Origin of the sequence: Brevibacillus daliensis, from assembly GCF_021245735.1 — a bacterium.
GTDB classification, from domain to species: domain Bacteria; phylum Bacillota; class Bacilli; order Brevibacillales; family Brevibacillaceae; genus Brevibacillus_B; species Brevibacillus_B daliensis.
This window is the reverse complement of record NZ_JAJISB010000018.1, coordinates 63,085-84,791: the sequence shown is the minus strand read 5'-3', so window position 1 is coordinate 84,791 and position 21,707 is coordinate 63,085. Positions and strand designations below refer to the sequence as shown.

The following is a 21,707-nucleotide window of genomic DNA, read 5'->3' as shown; positions in this document are numbered from 1 at the left end:
AAATATGTTTCCTGTCCTTCCATTTCTAACCCAATCCGTTTTTTTACTGATTTATCTTGGGGAGACAAAAATTTAATACCACGCCTGCTTATACTATCTGTACAGTCTTCTTCCTCGTTCAATAATTTTCTCGTAAACCGCTACCATATAAGGCTCATTTGAATACTGATTCAGCTTATCGATTTCCAGCCACTTTACACCACTGTTTTCTGCCTCGTTTATGGTAAGCGTACTTGATTCATCAGCAAGTAACAGGTAGGAAACATTCAGGTGCAAATGTGCGCTTACATACTTTCCTCTTTTCATGTGACCCAAAACGGGCAAGATATCTATCGAAATAATATCTTCACTTAGCGCCCTTACTTCTTCTACTCCCGTTTCTTCCTTAGCCTCTTTTACTGCCACATATAGTAAGTCAGTGTCCCCATCGGCATGTCCACCTGTCCAAGCCCACGTGTTGTAAATATTGTGGTGAACCATCAGAACTTTATCAAATTGTTCGTTTACAATTAAACCAGAGCTCGTAATATGGGCAAGCTCATTTTCCCTTAGCAGAATATTATGGGGAAACTGTTTGATGTAATCCAGAATTAATCGTTTATCATTAGCATCTTGTTCATGTTCGGGAATGAAATGATTTATTTGTTCAATATACTTCATATGTACGCATCTCTCTTTCTTTCGTCCATTCATTTATCTACTAGTTACAGATAGTTTACTACAAACCGTCCTTCCTATCCTACTATACTGAATATGCTAGCAAGTAAACCAATTGTCTAGATAGTTACACGTTTTCTATTGATAGGTTCATAGGAATAAATCTACCGAAGTCCATTCGACTGTTGATGATCCCATTCAGAAAAAAAGAGGCATGACTTTTTCACAGTAGATAAAAGTCATACCTTCTCAATATTTGTTTATTGGAGGTTAAAGTAAACAAGTTTCATACTATCGTAACTTTCCACAGTTACCAGATATTACGAGTTTGATGCTTAAATGGTTAAGGCTCTTCACTCTATGCACCCCATGATACCTCTTTTAATCGATCTCGTAACGCCTGGTTTTGAATAATTAGAAACCCACCAATCTGATTAACAATTTTCATAAATAAATCATGTACAACCACAATGGTAAAATAACCTTCATTTCAATACAAGTATCCCTATTATTGTTTCTCACGATATAAAGGGATTTAGTATTGTTATGTTTGGTTGTTTATCTACTATACTTGAGAACCTCCTGCCTGATCTCCGTAAATCGGTCAAGAACAGATTCTCCAATCCGATTAAAGATCGAAACATACAAGGCATCGATAATAGTAAGATGCATAATTCGTGATGCAATGCTTCCTACACGAAAATCCTGTTCAATATCAGGAGTACACAACCGGATGTCTGCTTCTTTATATAGCGGAGATTTGGCTCCGTTGGTAATCGCGATGATGATCGCCTGTTTCTTTTTGGCAAAACGAACAATCTCCACCAGCTCTTTCGTACTGCCTGTAACAGAAATAGCCACAAGAACTTCGCCAGGCTTCATATTAGAAACAACGGGAAGCATCATATGAAAATCGGTAGTACTCTCGGAATGATAGCCAATCTTACGGAATTTATGGCAGGCATCCAAAGCAACGACTGAGGAACCACCCAACCCGTAAAAGATAACATTGCGTGTCATAAGAATTGCTTCAACCGCTTTCTCCAATTCCTTTTTATCCAGAGAATGAGACATTTCCTCGATCGCCGTTTTGTTGTGATACTGTACTTTTTGAAACAGCTCATACGGGGCATCCTGTTGTTTAATTACCGAAAAATCACTGATATTCATATCAGAACGAGTAATATCGCGTACGAGTGCCAGCTTAAGAGATTGAAAATTACTCATCCCAATCGATTTGCAAAACCGAACCACACTTGCTTCACTCGCTCCAGCATGACTAGACAACTCTCGTATTGTCATGGTTGGCACCAATTCAGCATGATTCAGTACATACTGTGCCACTTTTTTCTCCGCTTTGGTTAATCGCTCCATCTGATTTTCTATTTTGTTAATCATCATGGATTGCATGCCGTTCCCCCCGTTCCTTCCTAATTAATAGCACAATTCTCGGAAATGGAACAGCACCCCATCCGTGTAAATTATTTTTTTACTGGCTGAACATACTCACCTCGAATCGGCTCTTTTCCCTTTACCGGAAAACCAAGCTCTAGGGACATCCTGCCAGCAAAAAAACACTAGAGAATCTCAACGGGTCTTGGGATGGCCATCACGAAAGAGCTGGTACTGGCACATGGAGGAGAGATTACAGTAAAAAGCACCCCTGGCGAAGGTACCTCGATCTCCCTTCATTTCATAAAAACAGTTGGTTAGCTAAAAATTAAAAAAGAGGTACATCACTCTTACGCCAGAGAGATTACCTCTTTTTGAACCATATCCATTAGTAATAATTAGTCGTTTTCGTAAAATCTACTTCTAGTCACACATCACCATACTAGAAGGATCTCGGTGAGAGGCAAACATGCTTTTTATCTGCTTTTCAGTATTTCGCTCTACCGATAGCATTGGCAGTTCATTCTCCTCAAAAAATCCTACCTCGCTTGTTTCTACTCCACCCTGCCCTTGCCCACCAACTATGGCGCATTCAATAAATAATTTATAGACATGGTAAGGTTCAGGGGGATGGTCATGATATTTTTTGTCTAGTACTGCTAATAGCCGCAATGGTTTCACATCATAACCAGACTCTTCTTTTATTTCCTTGACGGCAATTTCTGAGGGTGACAAGCCAATATCTGCCCATCCTCCGGGCAATGCCCAAGCTCCATCTGCTTTTTCGCGGACCATCAAAATTTTATTATCCCAAAAAACAACACCCCGAATATCTACCTTGGGGGTCGCATAGCCTGTTTCATTTGCGAAGGTTAGCTTTATGATTTGCTCATCAATTGACGTGTAGTTGGCAAGAATGTCTATACTGATTTGTCTTAATGACTCATATCGTTCTAGGTCATATACATCTTTTGAATAGGTTAGTCCGGTCTGGGCTATAGCCTGTATCTCTTTTGCCCACTTTAGCCACTTTATTTCTTTGTTAGACATAAGTAGCTCCTCCTTTGCTCAGATGGGGATGGGTATATATGCTAGGGCCAGCTAGCTTGTACCTGCAAGACAAAAGACTCAGTAAAACTAGACAAGATCATTTATTCAATAAGAGCAAAAGAAACGGCACTCTCAGCATGAATTCTAGTAGTATCATAGACAGGAATTGTACAATCTTCTGCCTGAATCAACATGGTAATTTCTGTACAACCAAGAATCACCGCTTCTGCCCCTTGAGCCTCCAATTTTTTAATAATCTGAATGTACTTTTGTTTCGATTCTTCTCTTATGCTCCCCGCACAAAGCTCCTGATAAATAATTTCATGAACGGTATTTCTATCTTCCTCATCTGGAATAAGGACTTCAAGCCCAAACTGATCAGTTAGTCTTCCTTTATAGAAATCCTGTTCCATCGTAAAGGCAGTCCCTAAGAGGGCAACCTTGCTGCAACCATCCTCTACAATTCTTTTCGCTGTAGCATCTGCAATATGTAGGAACGGAATGGAAACGGAAGCCTCCACTTCCCTTGCCATTTTATGCATAGTATTCGTGCAAATCATGATAAAATCAGCACCACCAGCCTCTAGCCTTTTGGCTGCCTCCACCATCTGTAGGGTTGCTTCATCCCATTTATTCTGAAACTGGAGCCTTTTTATCTCCTCAAAATCAACAGAGTACATCAGGATTTTTGCTGAATGAATCCCACCCAATTCTTGATTTACGATTTGATTGCACCACTGATAATACAGTGCAGATGACTCCCAACTCATTCCGCCAATCATTCCGATTGTTTTCATCATTCCACACCCCCTTCCTATTACTCTAATTTAGTTGTATCCATCCTTATATCTATCATGAGTTCTCTCTTCAGTAAATCTTTCTTTGTATCTATTCTCTTATTTTACACTTTACCTGTTTCACCCACGTAGCTTATCGGGGAAAAAGGTAAAAAAACAAAAAAACGGGAGTAAGTAGCTCGTAAAAAAACAACGTTCCTTGTTTTACCTATAACAATTATGACGTTTTTCTCATTTATTCCGAATTTATATGATAAAGTAAATAAGATTGTAATTATATAAGACTAACACGGATAGGAGCAGGTATATGGATTCAAGAATGTTAAAGTCCCTGTTTGTCCTGCAGCTTTTCTCATCTTTTCTCGTATTTGCTGGACATTACACCGCTTTAGTACTAAATTATAATGATTCATTCTGGGTCGCTGCATTAAATCAGCTTAGTCGATACGGCACAGTCATCCTTGCCATTATAACTGGTTATTTTACCGTAAGGGTATTAGATAGAAAGAACCTGAATGGATGGAACTTTTTCTCTGGTAAAATCATTTACATCTTTATTCCCTTTATCCTTTGCGGAGTACTCTATCACTATTTACTAAACCTGGAAATGCCTGCTACCGCCACTGATTTCGCAAATATTTTGCTCGGAAAAACAGGTAGTCAGCTGTACTTTATTTTTATGCTGTTCCAATACTATGTTTTCGCGTATCTGTTCCGCAATGTGATTACCAAAAAGAATATTTTGTATCTCATTTTGCCCTTCATGGTGATTCAATATGTCTATATTAACTATCTCCATCAGCCATGGTTGGGTCTAACAACTCGTCACATCTTACCAAGCTGGATTTTTACATTCTATCTGGGTCACATCATCTATTGGTATCAAGATGTAATTATCGGATTCATGAAAAAACACTTGTCTGTTGTCATCGGTCTGACAGCATTTTCTGTTGGAAGTGCCATCATGTTCGTCTTGTCAGAAACTATTTATGTAGCCGTTCATCTGCGTTTTGTTATTGCGACGCTCTGCACTCTTTTAATTGTGCTATTCTTCCTGATAAACTGGGCTGATCAATTTAAGCTAAAATTCCAAAAAGGTCTTACCTTCTTCATCTATCTGACGCACTCCGCTGTTATGATCTTGTCTAACAAGTATTTGATTGCACAATATGGAGACATCTCCTGGATTTTCCAGAATACTTGGTATACCATCGCTTACCTCTTAACCATTTATGCCGTGACCTTTATGGTTTCCTTACTCTTTGCCAAGGTTATGGGTATAATTGACAAGGGGCGTAAACGATTGGGTCAGATGAAACCGCAACAACAGCAACAAGAACGTTCTACTTAATATAACTCACTATATAAGAAGCCGCCAGACCGAACCATGCTCGGAATAAAGGCGGCTTCTCTCTTGTTTATTTACATAAGTGGGGCAAACAACCTTAATACTGATCGAGTAGCACGAACGACCCAATGTACATTTTTGGTGTCTTCCAACGTAATTTGTTTACATACCTGCAAGGTTTGGAGAAAATCTTCCTTTACTTCAAGGCAGGCTTTGTTTTTATACATCCATACCCCACATTCAAAATGAAGATAGAGACTTCGGTAGTCCAGATTAATTGTACCTACTACGGCCATTTCATCATCGGAAACAAATGTTTTGGAGTGGATGAATCCAGGCGTATACTCATAGATTTTCACTCCTGCTTCAATCAGTTCTGGATAGTAGGCGCGAGTAATCGTATGCACATACCATTTATCCGGTTGGAACGGAGTAATAATCCTTACATCCACACCACTTTTTGCCGCTAGGGTAAGCACAGTTACCATTTCATTATCTACAATCAAGTATGGTGTATTGATATATACATACTCTTTTGCTTTAATGATCATGTTAATATAGACCAACTCACCAACAATTTCCTTATCCATAGGACTATCTCCATACGGTTGAACAAATCCATCACTTTCAAAAGTTGTCTGATGATGAACATGTGGTTTAAATTTCTCGTAATCATCTTCTGTTTTACTATTAAAGCCCCACATCTGCAAAAACATGATCGTGAAGCTCCAAACTGCCTCTCCCTTGAGCATGATTGAGGCATCCTTCCAATGACCAAATCTGTTAATGGCATTAATATACTCATCTGCCAGATTTATTCCGCCTGTAAAAGCTGTATGTCCATCAATAACTACGATTTTTCTATGATCTCGGTTATTATGCATTTTAAGTAAGGCGGGAACAAACGGATTAAATACCTTACACTGTATCCCTAATTTGCGTAATTTCTTATCATATTGATAAGGCAACGTATTTAAGCAGCCCATATCATCATACAACAGACGGACATCTACTCCCTGTTCTGCTTTTTCTACGAGTATCTCCAGGATGGAATCCCACATAATCCCCTCTTGGATAATAAAGTATTCCAGAAAGATATATCTTTCTGCTTTTTGTAATTCTTCTTTTAAACGTTCAAATTTCATCTCACCAGGGGTCAGGTATTCGACCGTAGTATTTTTATAAACGGGATAGCCTGCGTTATTAATGAGATAGTTTGATTGGTTAGCAGCATCTTTGTTGAGACGTTGCAGTTCGTCAATAATAGCATCATCCTGCTTAAGTAATGGCTGCGTTTTAGTAAAGATATCACTCAGCATTTTTTTAAATCGTTTGGTTGTAGTTTGAAGACCAAAAAGAAGATAAAGGAGTCCGCCAAAAACAGGGAAAAGCAGAATTGGAATCGTCCACGCCAATTTATATGACGGATTATCCCTTTTGTTAACAATATAAAGGACAACAAGAAGACTAATTACAGCAAACAAACCGTAAAAATACACAAAATATTCGCTTAGCTTCCAGATAGCCCCCATTAAAATAATGGCTTGTATAAGTACAAGTAACCCTACAAGTACCATTCTGCTAAAAATAAATTCAAGTCCTTTTTTCATAGTTGCCTCTCACCTAACAAATCCTTCAAGTTAATTAGAATACCAGTAAAAAACAAGGAGTACTTCTCTTGTCTCGTTTTTTGCTTATATCTAACAAGTTTCGAGATAAGTAAAGATACTCCTTCATCCTATTTTATATTAGTTGACTGCGAAAGATCTTACATCATTTCTATTAGCTATGATGTTTAAGCATTCCCATCGCCTTTGCAATCTCCAGAACGATATTCGGCACAAATGCAAACCCTAGTGCCATGAGATACAAATTAGCTGGTAATTGGATCAGACCAAATACATAAGCCGCTGGCGGAACAAATACAATCAACAGAATCAGTACGAGCGAAATCAAAAATGCACCGTTCATATATTTATTAGACAGCAATCCGATTTTAAAAATCGAATACGTTGAACGTACATTAAAAGCATGTAAGATTTGAGAGGTCGCCATGATGATAAATGCCATGGTTTGTCCTCCCGCTATCTCTCCCGTTGTGTTCCAACCGATGTAGAACCCTGCCATTGATAGAATGGCAAACAAGACACCCTGAAGAAAAATTCTTGCGCCTACACCATGGGCAAACATACTTTCTTCCTTTGGCTTAGGCTTTCTGGACATGATTTCTTTTTCTACTGGTTCCATTCCAAGAGCCAATGCAGGCAAGCTATCCGTCACCAAGTTGATCCATAAAAGCTGAATGGAGAGAAAAGGTGCCTTTTGCCAGATTAGCATGGAGAAGAATACCGCAAGCACTTCACCAATGTTGGTACCAAGCAGGAAAACGACGGATTTTTTGATATTATCATAGATCCCTCTTCCTTCCTTGACCGCATCTACAATGGTAGCGAAGTTATCGTCAGTCAAAGTCATATCAGCAGCACCTTTAGCAACATCCGTACCTGTAATCCCCATCGCACAACCAATATCTGCCGCTTTAAGCGCAGGGGCATCATTTACACCATCGCCTGTCATTGCTACGACTTCATCCTGTTTCTGCCATGCCTTTACGATTCGAATCTTATCCTCTGGGGATACCCTTGCATAGACAGAAATCTCTCTTACCCGTTTTTCTAACTCCACTTCAGATAACTTGGCTAGCTCAGACCCTGTAATGGCACCATCACCTTCTTGCAAAATCCCTAGACTTTTCGCTATTGCAGACGCTGTTACAACATGGTCGCCAGTAATCATGACAGGCTTAATGCCTGCTGCTCTACAAATTTTGACTGCCTCTGCAGCTTCCGGTCTAGGTGGATCAATCATCCCAACCAAGCCGTACAATGTTAATCCGTTTTCCAGTTCCTCACTTGTCGGGTTAGCTGGAACCTCATCAATATTTTTATAAGCGACAGCCAAGACTCTGAGCGCATCTTCGCTCATTTCCTCCGTAATTCTCTTTGCCTCTACAACATCGCCAGTCGTACATCTTGCTGCCAAGACATCAAAAGCACCTTTTACAATGACTACGTTTTTGCCATCTATCTTATTAACTGTCGTCATCAGCTTGCGATCGGAGTCAAAAGGAATCTCTGCTAGTCGCGGATATTTGGCGTTGATCTCATCCTTTATAATTCCGTTCTTATAGGCTGCCAGAACAATTGCTGTTTCTGTTGGATCACCAATATGTTTTTCGCCACCTTCTTCGTCTACGATTACGGATGCATCACAACATAATGTTGCGAGTAAAAGAAGGTGCTTGGTATGATCAGGAACATTCGTGTCGATTTCAGTTTGTCCGTTTTCATCCCATGCTTTTACTAAGGTCATGCGATTTTGGGTCAACGTACCCGTTTTATCTGAACAGATAACAGATGCACTACCTAGTGTTTCTACGGCAGGTAGGCTACGAATAATTGCATTCCTTTTTACCATCCTTTGTACACCCATCGCTAATACGATCGTAACAATGGCAGGTAATCCTTCTGGAATTGCGGCAACTGCCAAGGAGACGGACGTCATAAAAATATCCATGATTGGCATGCCAGCCATATAACCAATGATGAAAATGATAATACAAACTCCGATTGCCATGAAACCCAGATTTTTACCTAACTTGGCTAATTTGAGTTGCAATGGTGTCTGGGTATTTTTTTCATTGTCGAGGAGCTTTGCAATTTTACCCATCTCTGTATTCATACCAGTTGTGGTAACAACTGCTTTTGCACGTCCATAAGAAATACTGCTACCTGAATACACCATATTAACCCGATCGCCTAATGGAGCATCTTCAGCAATCTCGGTATCAGCGTTTTTTTCTACAGGTACAGACTCCCCCGTTAACGCGGATTCTTCGCTTTTTAGGCTAGCAGATTGAAGGATTCGGGCATCCGCTGGTACAAAATCTCCTGCTTCCAGGAAAATGATATCCCCTGGCACAACCTGAGTTGCCTCAATTACTTCTTCTCTTCCATTGCGCAAAACGCGTGCATGTGGGGCTGACATATTTTGTAAAGCATCCAGCGCTTTCTCAGCTTTGCTTTCCTGAACAACACCCATCGTCGCATTCAATATAACAATTAACAAAATAATGGCAGGTTCAAGGAACTCCGATTTATCATGGCCATTTAATGCAACGATAAAAGAAATAGCTGCTGCAAAAATAAGTATGAGAACCATTGCGTCTTTGAATTGTTCAATAAAGCGTTGTAGATTTGTCTTCTTCTTCTTAGCCTTAAGCTTGTTTTCGCCATACTGCTTTATTCTTTCATTAATTTGTTCAGAAGATAACCCCGTATCAACACGGGTTGACAGCTTTTCTACAACTTCATCTGTACTTTTATTGTGCCAATGCATCATAAGCCCTCCTTCTTCACTTCTTCTTATACAGTTTTTCCAATTCATATGTAAACATCACTATATATCAATAAATATTTGAGATACTTGCCTTATTTATTCCCTATATTAATGATCTACCATTATAACTACCTGATCTATATTAACCAATGTATAATTAGTGAATTCTTATGAATGATGGCAATAAATGAAATTTTTTATCATTTGTTTCTATATATGTAACTCTCTCATTACAACAAGGATATTCCTTGCTAGGATTTTTAAGGATTGTCATCTTCCTGCTTCAGTGGAGAAAACCAGCTTCTCTTTTCACTCTTCGCTAAAGGTCTTCGCCCCGCAAGGGGTTGGACTGTCCGTTCCACACTATTCATCGGGGAAGCTCTCAACGATGTATTCACTGTAAGACTTGCTGGGGTTCGCTTCTTTTTCCCGATGAATAATGCTCCGCTGAGTAGGGCTTTGCCAAGTCGCTCTGTGTGAAAAGAGAAGCTAGTTTTTCATGTTTTGGCTTTTCATTTAAATCTTATTAATCTCCTGAAGCTGTTAGCAGAAGAAGCACATTTTTTGTCCAGAACCTTTAAGGTCCCACCCAGATACACAGTGAAGAGTGCGGATTACAAAGTGCAACCCATGAGTTACTACGTAGCATCTCACATCATTTTGCACTTTCCGCACTCTTCACTGTGTAGCGGACAGCCCTCGCTTCCTTGCGGGACCTTAACAGTTCGCAGACAAAAAATGTGCTTCTTCTGCTTACCCGCTACAGTAGTCATGTGAAGTCCATCAGAATTTTTATCTGTCAAAAAAAAACGGTAAAATATTATCCTCCCTACCGTTTGTTTCTATTTCCTTTGCTATTTTCGTACCCGAATAACCATTCCTTTATTTGTTTGAAGTAGTTCCTCTACTGATATTTTAGTGAGTGCGTTAGGAGATCCTCCACCTGTATACACATACTTTTTTTCTGTTACTCTGGGATCTACTAGAAAAGTGGCCATAAATCCTAGAGACGGAACTCCACCAGCTGGATAACCTGTTCTCTCTAAAATCTCTTCCTCCGTTGCCAGACGAGGTTTTTCCATATCCAAAGCTTTCGCAACTCGTGTCGTGCTGGCTCGATCCTCTCCTTTTACAATGACTACGATCAGTCGGTCTGTATGATCTATCATGCAAATGTTTTTTACGAGATCCTCGGGAGAAGCTTGAACTGCTTCTGCCGCTTCCTGAACGGAATGGCAGGATCTCTCCAAGGGAAGGTGTACGGCCGTTAGTTGATTATCGATTAGATAATTGGTCAATTTCTGAGCGTATTGATCCATAATGTGACTCCTCTCTTGGTTCAACGAAATAGACAAGGCATGTAGGGACACTATGCTTTGTTTTCTAAAATTTTTTATGGAAACAACTTGATATACTCTCCGTAGCCTTCTTTTTCTAAATCTTTCTTTGGAACAAATCGAAGAGCTGCTGAGTTAATGCAAAAGCGTAATCCGGTTGGCATAGGACCATCTTCAAACACATGGCCCAAATGAGAATCTGCTTCTGCACTTCTTACCTCAGTTCGCACCATGTTATGACTGATATCTACCTCTTCTTTTATCTGTTCCTCGATAAGCGGTCTAGTAAAGCTAGGCCAGCCACAACCCGAATCAAATTTATCCAACGAGCTGAACAAAGGTTCACCAGAGACGATATCAACATAGATTCCTTCTTCTGTATGGTTCCAAAACTCATTGCGAAAGGCTGGCTCTGTCCCACTATTCTGCGTTACTTCATACTGTATAGGTGTCAACTTTTCACGAAGAGATGAGTCTTTCTCTTTATTTTTCCAATAGGCCTTAATAAACGCATCCCTACCTGAGCCCGCACGGTATAACTTATACCGAATCGAATTTTTCTTATAATAATCCTGATGATATTCTTCTGCCTCATAAAAAGGGGCTGCCGGGATGATCATTGTAGCAATTGGCTTCGTAAAGCGGCCACTAACTTCCAATGACTGTTTGGAAGCCTCCGCCTGTTCTTTTTGCTCTTCGTTATGATAAAAAATCGCCGTTTTGTAAGAATTTCCCCGATCATGAAATTGTCCGCCTTCATCAGTCGGATCAATTTGTTGCCAGAAGATATCCAGAAGCTTGATATACGGAAAAACAGCTGGGTCAAATGTAATCTGTACAGCTTCATAATGTCCGGTTGTTTCTGAGCATACTTCCTGATACGTCGGATCTACTTTATGTCCTCCTGTGTAGCCAGAGACAACCTGAATAATTCCTGGCATTTTATGAAACGGTTTAACCATGCACCAAAAGCATCCACCTGCGAAAGTGGCGAGCTGGTAGTTTGACATCCTCTTCACTCCTTCTAACATGATTGGGTTAGCCGATTGATGTTTTTCTTTTACATACTATTTTATCCTTTTTTGCGAATGTTTTTCAGGGAGAAGTGAAGGAAAAGTGTGTTTTGATACAGTTCCATCCTGAAAATCTTTGGTTTAACAAGCTACTGACGTGGTTCCAAGCTAAAAAAAGAGACTGCCTCACAAGTTTTCAATCTACTTGTAAGGACAGTCTCTTTTTTCATACTGGTTCAATGATTTAACAGCTGTAGCTTATTCTGCTTTTTTATCAGGTGTTACTTCTGTAGAAGGATCGATAGTTAGATCAATCTTTTTTGCATTTTTTGCAGCTTCAGGCAGAACGATCGCTTTCACTTGATTGTATTCTTTGAAATCAGCGTCCATTTCCATTTTCATTTCTTTGAATGGAAGCTCAGTTGATGGAGTGAAAGAAATAGAAATGTTATATTCAGCACTCATTGGCAATTTAGTTGTTTCATCAATTAACATGGTTCCATACATGGACATTCCTGCTAAACCTGTCTCTTCTATGGATGGTATGGCAATCTCCTGATTGTTCATAGTTCCTTGGAACAATTCCATAATCTCATCCATCGAAGAGATTTGACCATAGAAGCCCACTTGTTTCAACTTTTTACCCTCAACTTCTACATTTCCCAAATCACGGTAGAAAAATGATTTATCTAGTAGCTTATTATTTAGTTCAATACTATCTTTTTGGATCGCCATCAGTTGTTCAAAACTCATTGGGAAAACGTCTGTCATGTTGATCCATTCATCTTTATTCGTTTCTGGATTAGTCATCATCATGAAGATACCTTCTGGAACATAGTATTGCTCCATTTTAATGGAAGGAATTGCTTCACCAAGAATTTCAGGCATTGTTGCTGTCATGCTCATATGCAAACCCTTATCTTTTATATATTCCATGCTGATGTCAGATGATTGAGAGAATCGGTCCACATTGTTCAATTCAGGCATTTTTTGATTCAATGTGTTCGTAATGTCCTGACTCATATCCATGCTGAAAGATTGTTGTTTCATGGATTGAACAGAAGATTTATTAACTAAATCCAGAATAGCTGGATCAATAACGAGTGCATCTTTAATAACTCCAAGAGCCTCTTCTTTTGTTACAATGGCATCACTGCCAAAAGATACACCAAACTGCTTGCTTAGGATATCTGATGCTTCCACGCCAGCAATCCCTAGCACTCTGCTCAGGATCATTTCAGCTTCCGTTACAGATACAGGTTGATCAAGCTTAAAAGTGCCATCTTCATAACCAAAAACGATTTTTTTCTCCTTCATCACACGTACAGTTTCAGCATACGGCGACTCGGCAGATACGTCTTTTGGCAAGGCACTGTTCTTATCTTTAGGTGTTGCTTCTAATTGTTGTACAATCGCATGCATGTATTCCCCACGTGTAAAGGGGACAGCTTTATCAGCCGCATACGCTTGTCCAGAAAAGACAGTTCCTGCAAATAAAGTCGTTGCAAGCGATAATGCCAGGAAACTCTTTTTCATCTGTGTTCACTCCTAGTTGTATTTTATTTCATTGCATGAGACATTACTTTAGTATACATGAATGAAGAATGGTAATTGCTAGAAGTTATGTAGTTTCCTTAACAAAAACGACTTTCTAAATATTTATTATATCCTTATACACATGATTAAACTTCCCACTTAATGGATGAGAACGCGGTGATAGTTTAGAAAGGTGGATTTCCACATCATATATGCCATTACTCTCCAAGAATGCAGTTAATGATTTTTTCGCTATCTCAAATACGCGTGATCGCTCTCTCTCATTATCACAGGTAATCCGGAGTACCAATTGATTCATACTCTTTTGAACGAGCTGAAAGCGATTGATTCCCTTTACCTCTTTTAATACCGCATAGAATGCTATTGGAGCAATTTTCACCAACACTTCGTGATCCGTTGTCACATTCTTTTTCTCACCATGAAATGCTAAGATGTCATCCGTTCTACCCTCAACTTCAATGTAGGGAAACTTATTGCCACATGAACATGTTTTGCTATGCAATATAATTCGGTCAGTTATCTCATAGCGGATGATAGGTTGAATGTAATTCGACAAATTGGTTAAGAGAAGGGAATGAGAAAGAACTCCATCAGGGACAGGTTGATAATTTTCATCAACAGGCTCTACAATTACCCAATCCGTATTAACATGCAGGTGTCCGTGACTACATTCGAAGGCAATCATCCCACCCTCTGTATTGGCATAATTGGTTTGAACGGTACATTGGAAGACTTCTGATAACTCTTGCTTCAGCTCTGCACTCAAATGTTCGCCTCCTGTGTTAATAGTGACAGGAGAGATATGTAATCTACCTGCTCTCTGTTCGGGAAGCAATAGCTCTAGTGCTGTGGGATATCCCCCTAGCAAAGCAGGTTGAAAATTATTTAACTGTTTCACTATTTCAGGAAGAGGAGTAAGAACATCGATCACTTCAAGACGTTTCCTTTTCCACGGAAAAGCCAACTGTCTACTGCGAATCCTGCTATAGCTAAGATTAAATCCTCCTTTGGCATATACAGCTGCCGATTTACCTCCTCGTCCAATTAATTTTCTCATATCTTCCTTATGAGCTAGGGCGCGGAACAGATTCAAGGTAGTCATGATTTTGATTGAATGATGGTCGTGGAGAACAACTACTGGTGTATCTGTAGAACCTGCCGTAGTAAAAACCATGTAGGCATTATGTAGTTTTCTGCCGATGTTATCCTTGTTTTCCATAAATCGATTTATTTTTTTGAGCGTAATCTCTTTATCTGTAATCCAATCATCAAAATGAGTCATCATCTCTTGCTTGGTGGTTACGGGTATGTCAGTCAGAGTTGGCGTATCTGGAAGATCTTTATATAGTTCTTGAAAATAGGGACTTTTTTTGCGTACATAGGCAAGTAAATTGTGAAGCCGATTAGTTTGTACGCGGGAAATTTCTTCAACTGTTAGTGTGTCTGGTCGTTTTAAGAGACGCATCTCTTTGAACAGGCTCATATATTTCATCGTATTCCCGCCTTTCTTGGATGATAAATGTGAACTGATTCTGTGATAACAGGTACAGATCTCTGAATTAATTCATGTCTATACATTTTATAATCTTTTTTGACATGAAAGTGGCTGATTTTCCAATTAAAATGCACACATTTGGGGCGAATCGTTTGTTTCCATATAGAAAAAGGGTGCCTGCTAAGCACCCTTTACCGCATATAAAACCTTCAACTGTTGAACTCAGCCATTAAGGTACTAATCTCATTCCTAGATTTCTGGCACCTACCACTAAAAGTATGTATTTTTCTTATAATTCAGTAAATTAATGGTAAGATTACTTGCAAATACAGAAATTTTATATTTCATATAGAACAGTTAACAAAAAGGAGGTCTTTTATAATGAAAAAATGTACTCGACTTGTATTTAGCTTTCTATTATTAACAGCATTTTTTTTACCTGGTTGTTCAACAGAGATAGAAACCAATAACAAAAAAGAAAAAAGTACAACCGAAACCACTGCAACTTGGCAAATCCGACACGATTACACAAAGAATGGCGATGTACTTTTCAGAGTATATCCAGACCCAGAACTTTCCTCTGGGAAACCTTATGGTTATATGATTAGCTTTATGGAACCATTTGAAACGTATAAAGACAAAGAGTTAACGATTAATGCTTATCACAAAGAATCTGGAAAGAAAATAACAGCATTACCCCCAACAAAAATAACTGAACAAAGTTCTGGCTATCCAAGTTTGAATCGATTTACCACTAGGTTCGAGTTGCCTCTAAGTGGTCTCTGGAGATTTGAGGTAGCCCTGAATGGCGAAAACTATGGTGATGTAGTTTTAGATGTGAAGCCTTAGTTACCTTGAAGCATGCAAATAAGAGAAAAACGTAGATAAGTATAAACGAGAGACAACCATTGAAAAATCAAAAGGCTGTCCCTCACTTCATACTTTCCACGTTAGTGAGGTCGTGAAACAAGTAATATTCGGTTATTCCAGGTATTTTTGTGAATGTTTTTTGCTGCCAATTTAGCTATTTTCTAATTAAAATTTCGCAGCTAGTTCAGCAGTCTTATTCAAGCCGTCTGCAATAATTTCTTTTGCACGATCCGGATATTGATTATGTCCTTCGATTACTACTTGTACAGGATTGGTAATTCCCCAAAGAGAAATAGCTGTTTTAATATATTTAACTGCCATTTCCATGGAAGCCATTGGACCTTCAGAGAATACTCCACCGCTTGCAGATAACAAAGCAACTTTTTTATCAGGAACTAAACCAATAATTCCTTCAGGTGTGTATCTAAAAGTTTTACCTGCCTGTGACAGGTAAGAAATGTAGGTAATTAGTGGTGCTGGTACAGTGAAATTCCATAATGGAAAGGCGAAGACAATCTTATCTGCAGCCATAAATTGCTCTTGATATGCCTCAATTACTTTTACCAATTGAGCCTCTTTTTCTGTCAAATCAAAGCCATTGCTTTTTTTATACAGACCATTGATCGCATCATTACCGTAGTAAGGAAGTTCTTCTTTATATAGGTCTACTTCAGTAACTTGTTCTCCTGGATTGCTTTCTTTATAGTTCTTCAAAAATGCCTCATACATTTGTACGCTGATTGCTTGTTCTGAACTGCGATCATTAGCCTTGATGAATAGAGTGTTTGCCATTGTTAGCTGTTACCTCCTGAAAATCGTGTAGTATGTTTGTAGCTTTTAAAAGCTATTTTTAAAAGCACAGTTTAGATGATAGAATTGCCGATCAACAACTAAACTGCAACTATTCTAAGCACATTATTACTTAAAATAAAATTGCAGATATAATATTAACTGCAATCAATTCAATTGCATTATATAGACTTAGAATCTATTATGCAAGTCATTTTTCCTTTTCATTACACTTACTAAAATCTATTCCTTCCATCACATCTAAAATTGTGAATTTTTTCAGGTGTTCAATAAGCAACACTTCTGCATCATCAATGATATTTTCTAATGCCAAATCTAATTGTCTTCCAACATCACCGCATTTTATCGTCTCACTAGGATTACATATTTTTTCTTCATCCTTAATTGCTGTATATATTTCAGCCAAGGTTAACTCTTCTGGTGCTACCTTCAAAAAGTATCCACCATCTCTACCCTCTTTTGCCTCCACAATGCCTGCTTTATATAGATCAGCTAAAACTCTGCGCAGAAAGGTGGCGTGGGATTGAACACGTGAAGCGATTACTGCACTTGATCGTAAACAATTACTTTGGGCTAACCAGACTAACGTGTGAATGGCAATGCGAAAACGAGGTAATCCAATTTGATCAATACGATTTTTTCTCAACCCTTCACCTTCCCTATCAACTAACAATTCTGACTGCAATTTACCAAAGCACATTATATGTTATTACTCAGGAATTATCAATACAACAGAAGGTACGGTAGATTGCTAAGAGGTGAAAGGGATAGGAAAGACACTATCTGTTTCACCCAAGCATTTATTCAGCTCCCAAAATATGCTCGAAGTCTTTTAAAGCAGCGGCAGCAGTTGCTTTGGGATCAGAGCCTCCGCCTATCACCATCAGCTCTCCCATGTCGTCCGTTGTCAATTTCACAGCCTTGGTTGTGCCTTTTACCTGTGCAAATGGGTGGTCTTTCGGGAACAATTCCAGGGAAACTGTCACTTCTATTTCATGATCTGACTGGTTGGTCTTGCGTGTAATTTTTCCTACTAGCTTCGGAACCAGTCCTGCTTCTTTCCACGCAAGTATTTGGCTTACATCTATTTCTCTTATTCCAGAACGTTTCACATCAGCTAACGTTATTTTTGCTCCAAAACCTGCGTTAGCCAAAATCACCATCTTACAAGCAGAATCCCAACCATCTGTGTCAAAGGTAGGATCAGGTTCTGCGATACCTAATTGTTGTGCCTGTAGCAGGGCTTGTTCATAGCTATAACCTTCTTCAAACATGGCCGTTAACATGTAGTTCGTCGTCCCTGTCACAATACCGGTCATCTCAAGGTGCGTGCATCCAGCTGTATTTACTTGTAGTAAATCAATGGTGGGAAGCGCCGCAGCTGTCGCGCCACTAATTTTTAACGTAACACCCGATTCTTGAGCAAGCTGTGCTAATTCTGGATAGTTGAGCACCAATGCCCCTTTTGATATGGCGATGGCATGCTTTCCACTTTGTAAAGCAGTCGAGATATACCCTAAACCAGGTTCACCTGTCTGAAAATTAGTGGGACTCGTTTCGATAATAATCTGAGCATTGCTGTTGGTAATAAAATCAGGACCTGTATGGGATGGAGAAAAGGAAGAAAGCTGATTAACATCAGCCTGCCCTAGGCCCGCAGACTTGGCAAAAGCCCTCCAATCCTCTAGAGAAAGCCCTTCCTCATGGTAGAGCCCCCCTGTAGATCGACTAACACCAATCAATCTGACATCTGCTTGATACTTTTCTCTATAGGTTGCCTGCCGTTTTGCCAGCATTTCAGCTACCTGTAACCCTACATTTCCAAATCCGGTAATAAGAATATTCCATCTTTTCATGCTTCTGCTCCCCCGCTCTTGCTGCTATGCTCCTTGCTACATACCCGATACTACCTTTAAACTGTCGATATTTAAATAGAAAGTGCCACTTCCATTCCTTCACGGATCGCTCTCTTCGCATCCAGCTCGCCTGCCTCTTTTGCACCGCCAATCAGATGAACGATACGCTCAGCAGACAAGATATTTCTCCACTCCTGATTCGAAGTACTACCTGCGGCAATGATGATCGTATCAGCTGGAAGAAGATGTTCTTCTCCATTTTCGATATAAACGACACCTTCTTCAGTGATGCGACTGTAATCAATTCGTGTTTTCATTACGACACCATGTTTTTTCAATAGGGAAAGTAGTGCCCAGCGTGTTGTTTTACCTAAACCTGTCCCCACATGCTTACCACGTCGCAATAACGTAATGGAGCGCTTGCTCTGTTGAAAAGTAGCAAACATCTGTGGTGCTAAAATCCCATACTGTCCTAAATACTGCCCCGTATCAGCAGATAAACTGGTATTCGTCAAAAGTAAATGGGAAAGATCACAAGCAATTCCACCTGCACCAATTACCGCTACTCGCTCTCCCACCTTTACTTTACCTGTAAATACGTCGGTATAGCGTACCACGTGAGGCAGATCAATACCTGGAATGCTTGGCACACGTGGTGTTACTCCAGCCGCAATAACTACTTCATCAATTCCTACGGACTGTAATTCCTCTTCACAGATACTCTCTCCGAGTCGAATAGTAACACAGAGACGACGTAGCTCCGTTTCATAGTAACGAATGGTTTCTAAAAATTCAATCTTTCCAGGAACCTGACAGGCAAAGGTAAGCTGCCCGCCTAGTTTATCGTTTTTTTCATACAACCACACTTGATGACCTCGCTCTGCCAAAACTCTTGCAGCCTCTAGACCGGCTGGTCCAGCACCGACTACCGCCACTTTTTTGGGCTGATCCGTCTTCTCGATCGATAGATCATACTCTCTACCTGCTAATGGATTTACCAGACAGGAAGCTGGCTTATCTTCGAAGATATGATCGAGGCATGCCTGATTACAAGCAATACAGGTATTCACCCGATCAAACTGACCAAACCCGCTTTTTGTTAAAATATATGGATCTGCCAGAAATGGACGTGCCATAGAAACCATATCGCTTTGACCTTCTGCCAACACCTTATCTGCTAATCTCACATCATTAATACGATTACTAGCTACTACTGGCAGGGATACAGCATCCTTAATCATTTTTGCAACCCAGACATAAGAAGCTCGTGGCACCATCATGGAAATAGTAGGGACCTGAGATTCATGCCAGCCAATGCCGATATTTAATAGATCTGCTCCTGCATCCTCCAATAGCTTGGCAAAGGAAATCGTCTCTTCCAACGTTGTAGTATCTGGCATTAGATCAATTCCAGACATGCGAAAAATGACCGGATATTCACACCCGACTTCCTTTCGCACCCGCTTCATTATCTCGACTCCGAACCTCGCACGACGCTCAAAATCTCCTCCCCACTCATCCGTCCGCTTATTTGTCACCGGAGAGAGGAACTGATTAATCAGATAACCTTCCGAGCCCATAATTTCTATAGCGTCAAAACCAGCCGTTTTGGTCCGCCGAGCCGCTTGAACATACGCTTCAATGGTTCTCTCAATTAATTCCGCATCCATTTCTATTGGAGCATCACGATTAATCGTTGCTTGAAGTGGTGAAGGTGCTACCGGATCAAGTCCTGTTTTATGTTTATAAGCATACCTGCCTGAATGAAATAACTGTAAGGCAATTCGCCCACCTTCCCGATGAACGGCTTCAGGCAGCAGACGTAGCTTCTCTATATGTTCGTCCGCATATACATTGGTAAACCCCTCACCCGCTCCACCTTCAGGACAAACAGCCGCGCCACCTGTGACGATAAGACCAACCCCGCCTTTAGCACGCTCTGCATAAAAAGCTGCTAGTCTTTCCATCCCATGATCAAGCGCTTCTAGCCCTACATGCATAGAACCCATCATAATTCGGTTTGGTAGAATCAATTCATTAATTTTAATTGGATGAAATACGTGTTTCAACAATTTAATCACCTATCTTCCGTATTTGAATGAATATTCATTCATTTCTCTTTACAGTTATAAAAATCCTTTTTTACATCAATTCTTGCAATGTAAAATGTGACCCAGTACACTAAGCAATAATAAGCTGTCATTTACGGAGGAGAAACATATGAGAGAGACTATTGGCTTTATAGGATTAGGTACGATGGGATTACCTATGGTGAAGAACCTGCTAGCAAAAGGATTTACTGTACATGTTGTCTCTCGCAGTCGCGGGCCTATCGAAAACGCAGTATCTTTAGGTGCGATTGAAGCGAATAATCCGCGTGATCTGGCTGAAAAGGTAGACATTCTCTTAACATGCCTACCCCTTCCGGCTACAATTGAAGAGGTTTACTTTGGAGAAAACGGAATTACAAGTGCTGATCTTACAGGCAAACTGGTTCTTGATCATTCTACGGTAAGCCCGATGCTTAACGAAAAAGCAGCAAGCGCCATTCAAGAAAAAGGCGGTTCCTTTATGGATGCCCCAATCAGTGGTGGACCGATGGGAGCAATCGCAGGTACATTGGCAATCATGTGCGGTGGGGATAAACAAGATTTTGAACGTGCCAAACCAGCCCTTGAAGCAATGGGTACCAATCTTTTCTACATGGGTGCTATCGGAAATGGCAGTATTGCGAAACTAATGAATAATTATATTATTGGTGTACATACAGCCGCATTAGCGGAAACATTTGTCCTGGCAACCAAAGCCGGTGTCGATACAGCAGAGCTTTATAAAGTTCTGGAAGCAAGCACGGGTGATAGTAAAATGTTGCATCGAATTGTACCGCTCGTTCACGAACGTGATTTCGATGCTCGTTTTAGCAACAAGTTGCTGTACAAGGATATGCGAATTGCTGGAGAACTCGCCAAAGCTTATGATGTCGAAATGCCTGTTAACAGCCTCGCCGAGCAAATGTATCAACAGGCTAATGAAAAATATCCAACTGAAGATATTGCTGCTTTGTTTAAATTGTATGAAGAGAAAAACAACATTATCGTCTCCGGCAAAAAATAGAAAAGAATGATTC

At 39.9% G+C, this 21,707-nt stretch carries 18 protein-coding genes; 4 read left to right on the top strand and 14 right to left on the bottom strand.

Going from position 1 to position 21,707, the window contains the following annotated elements; translation table 11 throughout:
- Nucleotides 1–93: 93 nt before the first annotated feature.
- A complete protein-coding gene (locus tag LM917_RS14415) occupies nucleotides 94–660 on the bottom strand; it encodes an NUDIX hydrolase (protein ID WP_232698229.1) in 567 nt (188 codons plus the stop codon).
- Between the two features lie 555 nt (nucleotides 661–1,215).
- Nucleotides 1,216–2,067 (bottom strand): MurR/RpiR family transcriptional regulator, encoded by an 852-nt coding sequence (locus tag LM917_RS14410; protein WP_232698228.1) that lies wholly within the window; start codon nucleotides 2,065–2,067, stop codon nucleotides 1,216–1,218.
- Nucleotides 2,068–2,241: 174 nt separating this feature from the next.
- On the opposite strand from LM917_RS14410, the gene LM917_RS14405 reads away from it, so the two are divergent.
- A complete protein-coding gene (locus LM917_RS14405; RefSeq protein WP_373688792.1) occupies nucleotides 2,242–2,370 on the top strand; it encodes an ATP-binding protein in 129 nt (42 codons plus the stop codon).
- 102 nt (nucleotides 2,371–2,472) lie between these two features.
- Here LM917_RS14405 and LM917_RS14400 read toward each other — a convergent pair whose 3' ends face one another.
- A complete protein-coding gene (locus LM917_RS14400; protein ID WP_232698227.1) occupies nucleotides 2,473–3,099 on the bottom strand; it encodes an NUDIX hydrolase in 627 nt (208 codons plus the stop codon).
- 101 nt (nucleotides 3,100–3,200) lie between these two features.
- Entirely contained in the window at nucleotides 3,201–3,896 is a 696-nt protein-coding gene (locus LM917_RS14395) for an aspartate/glutamate racemase family protein (RefSeq protein WP_232698267.1), read from the bottom strand.
- A 307-nt stretch (nucleotides 3,897–4,203) separates the two neighbouring features.
- Here LM917_RS14395 and LM917_RS14390 point away from each other — a divergent pair, with 307 nt between their 5' ends.
- Nucleotides 4,204–5,247, top strand: coding sequence for an acyltransferase family protein (locus LM917_RS14390; protein WP_232698226.1), 1,044 nt, complete (start codon nucleotides 4,204–4,206; stop codon nucleotides 5,245–5,247).
- Between the two features lie 71 nt (nucleotides 5,248–5,318).
- On the opposite strand, the gene cls is transcribed toward LM917_RS14390, so the two are convergent.
- From cls to LM917_RS14360, 6 genes are all read right to left on the bottom strand, one after another.
- Nucleotides 5,319–6,854, bottom strand: coding sequence for a cardiolipin synthase (gene cls / locus LM917_RS14385; RefSeq protein WP_232698225.1), 1,536 nt, complete (start codon nucleotides 6,852–6,854; stop codon nucleotides 5,319–5,321).
- Nucleotides 6,855–7,026: 172 nt separating this feature from the next.
- Nucleotides 7,027–9,642 carry a calcium-translocating P-type ATPase, PMCA-type gene (locus LM917_RS14380; RefSeq protein ID WP_232698224.1) on the bottom strand — a complete coding sequence of 872 codons (2,616 nt, stop codon included), beginning with the start codon at nucleotides 9,640–9,642 and terminating at the stop codon, nucleotides 7,027–7,029.
- Between the two features lie 854 nt (nucleotides 9,643–10,496).
- Complete coding sequence (locus LM917_RS14375) at nucleotides 10,497–10,961, bottom strand: aminoacyl-tRNA deacylase (RefSeq protein WP_232698223.1); 465 nt, start codon at nucleotides 10,959–10,961, stop codon at nucleotides 10,497–10,499.
- A gap of 74 nt (nucleotides 10,962–11,035) precedes the next feature.
- Entirely contained in the window at nucleotides 11,036–11,989 is a 954-nt protein-coding gene (gene msrB / locus LM917_RS14370; protein WP_232698222.1) for a peptide-methionine (R)-S-oxide reductase MsrB, read from the bottom strand.
- 261 nt (nucleotides 11,990–12,250) lie between these two features.
- Complete coding sequence (locus tag LM917_RS14365; protein WP_232698221.1) at nucleotides 12,251–13,528, bottom strand: S-layer homology domain-containing protein; 1,278 nt, start codon at nucleotides 13,526–13,528, stop codon at nucleotides 12,251–12,253.
- Between the two features lie 115 nt (nucleotides 13,529–13,643).
- Nucleotides 13,644–15,041, bottom strand: a complete 1,398-nt coding sequence (locus LM917_RS14360; protein ID WP_232698220.1) for a phenylacetate--CoA ligase family protein — start codon at nucleotides 15,039–15,041, stop codon at nucleotides 13,644–13,646.
- 384 nt (nucleotides 15,042–15,425) lie between these two features.
- On the opposite strand from LM917_RS14360, the gene LM917_RS14355 reads away from it, so the two are divergent.
- Nucleotides 15,426–15,893, top strand: a complete 468-nt coding sequence (locus LM917_RS14355) for a hypothetical protein (protein WP_232698219.1) — start codon at nucleotides 15,426–15,428, stop codon at nucleotides 15,891–15,893.
- 186 nt (nucleotides 15,894–16,079) lie between these two features.
- Here the strand turns inward: LM917_RS14355 and LM917_RS14350 are convergent, their stop codons facing one another.
- The 4 genes from LM917_RS14350 to LM917_RS14335 all read right to left on the bottom strand — a co-directional run bounded on the left by LM917_RS14350 (nucleotide 16,080) and on the right by LM917_RS14335 (nucleotide 20,652).
- Nucleotides 16,080–16,706 (bottom strand): FMN-dependent NADH-azoreductase, encoded by a 627-nt coding sequence (locus LM917_RS14350; RefSeq protein WP_232698218.1) that lies wholly within the window; start codon nucleotides 16,704–16,706, stop codon nucleotides 16,080–16,082.
- 208 nt (nucleotides 16,707–16,914) lie between these two features.
- The gene (locus tag LM917_RS14345) at nucleotides 16,915–17,370 is read right to left on the bottom strand and encodes an RrF2 family transcriptional regulator (RefSeq protein ID WP_232698217.1); all 456 of its coding nucleotides are present in this window, start codon (nucleotides 17,368–17,370) and stop codon (nucleotides 16,915–16,917) included.
- 154 nt (nucleotides 17,371–17,524) lie between these two features.
- Nucleotides 17,525–18,580 (bottom strand): homoserine dehydrogenase, encoded by a 1,056-nt coding sequence (locus LM917_RS14340; RefSeq protein WP_232698216.1) that lies wholly within the window; start codon nucleotides 18,578–18,580, stop codon nucleotides 17,525–17,527.
- Between the two features lie 71 nt (nucleotides 18,581–18,651).
- The gene (locus LM917_RS14335) at nucleotides 18,652–20,652 is read right to left on the bottom strand and encodes an oxidoreductase (protein WP_255668306.1); all 2,001 of its coding nucleotides are present in this window, start codon (nucleotides 20,650–20,652) and stop codon (nucleotides 18,652–18,654) included.
- Between the two features lie 148 nt (nucleotides 20,653–20,800).
- Between LM917_RS14335 and LM917_RS14330 the strand changes: the two genes are divergently transcribed.
- On the top strand, nucleotides 20,801–21,694 hold the full coding sequence (locus LM917_RS14330; protein ID WP_232698215.1) for an NAD(P)-dependent oxidoreductase: 894 nt from the start codon (nucleotides 20,801–20,803) through the stop codon (nucleotides 21,692–21,694).
- The last annotated feature ends 13 nt before the right edge of the window (nucleotides 21,695–21,707 follow it).

What these genes read in the sequence shown, in the direction of transcription:
- LM917_RS14415 (WP_232698229.1), bottom strand. Translation starts at nt 660, where the DNA reads ATGAAGTATATTGAACAAATAAATCATTTCATTCCCGAACATGAACAA.
- LM917_RS14410 (WP_232698228.1), bottom strand. Translation starts at nt 2,067, where the DNA reads ATGCAATCCATGATGATTAACAAAATAGAAAATCAGATGGAGCGATTA.
- LM917_RS14400 (WP_232698227.1), bottom strand. Translation starts at nt 3,099, where the DNA reads ATGTCTAACAAAGAAATAAAGTGGCTAAAGTGGGCAAAAGAGATACAG.
- LM917_RS14395 (WP_232698267.1), bottom strand. Translation starts at nt 3,896, where the DNA reads ATGAAAACAATCGGAATGATTGGCGGAATGAGTTGGGAGTCATCTGCA.
- LM917_RS14390 (WP_232698226.1), top strand. Translation starts at nt 4,204, where the DNA reads ATGGATTCAAGAATGTTAAAGTCCCTGTTTGTCCTGCAGCTTTTCTCA.
- cls (WP_232698225.1), bottom strand. Translation starts at nt 6,854, where the DNA reads ATGAAAAAAGGACTTGAATTTATTTTTAGCAGAATGGTACTTGTAGGG.
- LM917_RS14380 (WP_232698224.1), bottom strand. Translation starts at nt 9,642, where the DNA reads ATGCATTGGCACAATAAAAGTACAGATGAAGTTGTAGAAAAGCTGTCA.
- LM917_RS14375 (WP_232698223.1), bottom strand. Translation starts at nt 10,961, where the DNA reads ATGGATCAATACGCTCAGAAATTGACCAATTATCTAATCGATAATCAA.
- msrB (WP_232698222.1), bottom strand. Translation starts at nt 11,989, where the DNA reads ATGTCAAACTACCAGCTCGCCACTTTCGCAGGTGGATGCTTTTGGTGC.
- LM917_RS14365 (WP_232698221.1), bottom strand. Translation starts at nt 13,528, where the DNA reads ATGAAAAAGAGTTTCCTGGCATTATCGCTTGCAACGACTTTATTTGCA.
- LM917_RS14360 (WP_232698220.1), bottom strand. Translation starts at nt 15,041, where the DNA reads ATGAAATATATGAGCCTGTTCAAAGAGATGCGTCTCTTAAAACGACCA.
- LM917_RS14355 (WP_232698219.1), top strand. Translation starts at nt 15,426, where the DNA reads ATGAAAAAATGTACTCGACTTGTATTTAGCTTTCTATTATTAACAGCA.
- LM917_RS14350 (WP_232698218.1), bottom strand. Translation starts at nt 16,706, where the DNA reads ATGGCAAACACTCTATTCATCAAGGCTAATGATCGCAGTTCAGAACAA.
- LM917_RS14340 (WP_232698216.1), bottom strand. Translation starts at nt 18,580, where the DNA reads ATGAAAAGATGGAATATTCTTATTACCGGATTTGGAAATGTAGGGTTA.
- LM917_RS14330 (WP_232698215.1), top strand. Translation starts at nt 20,801, where the DNA reads ATGAGAGAGACTATTGGCTTTATAGGATTAGGTACGATGGGATTACCT.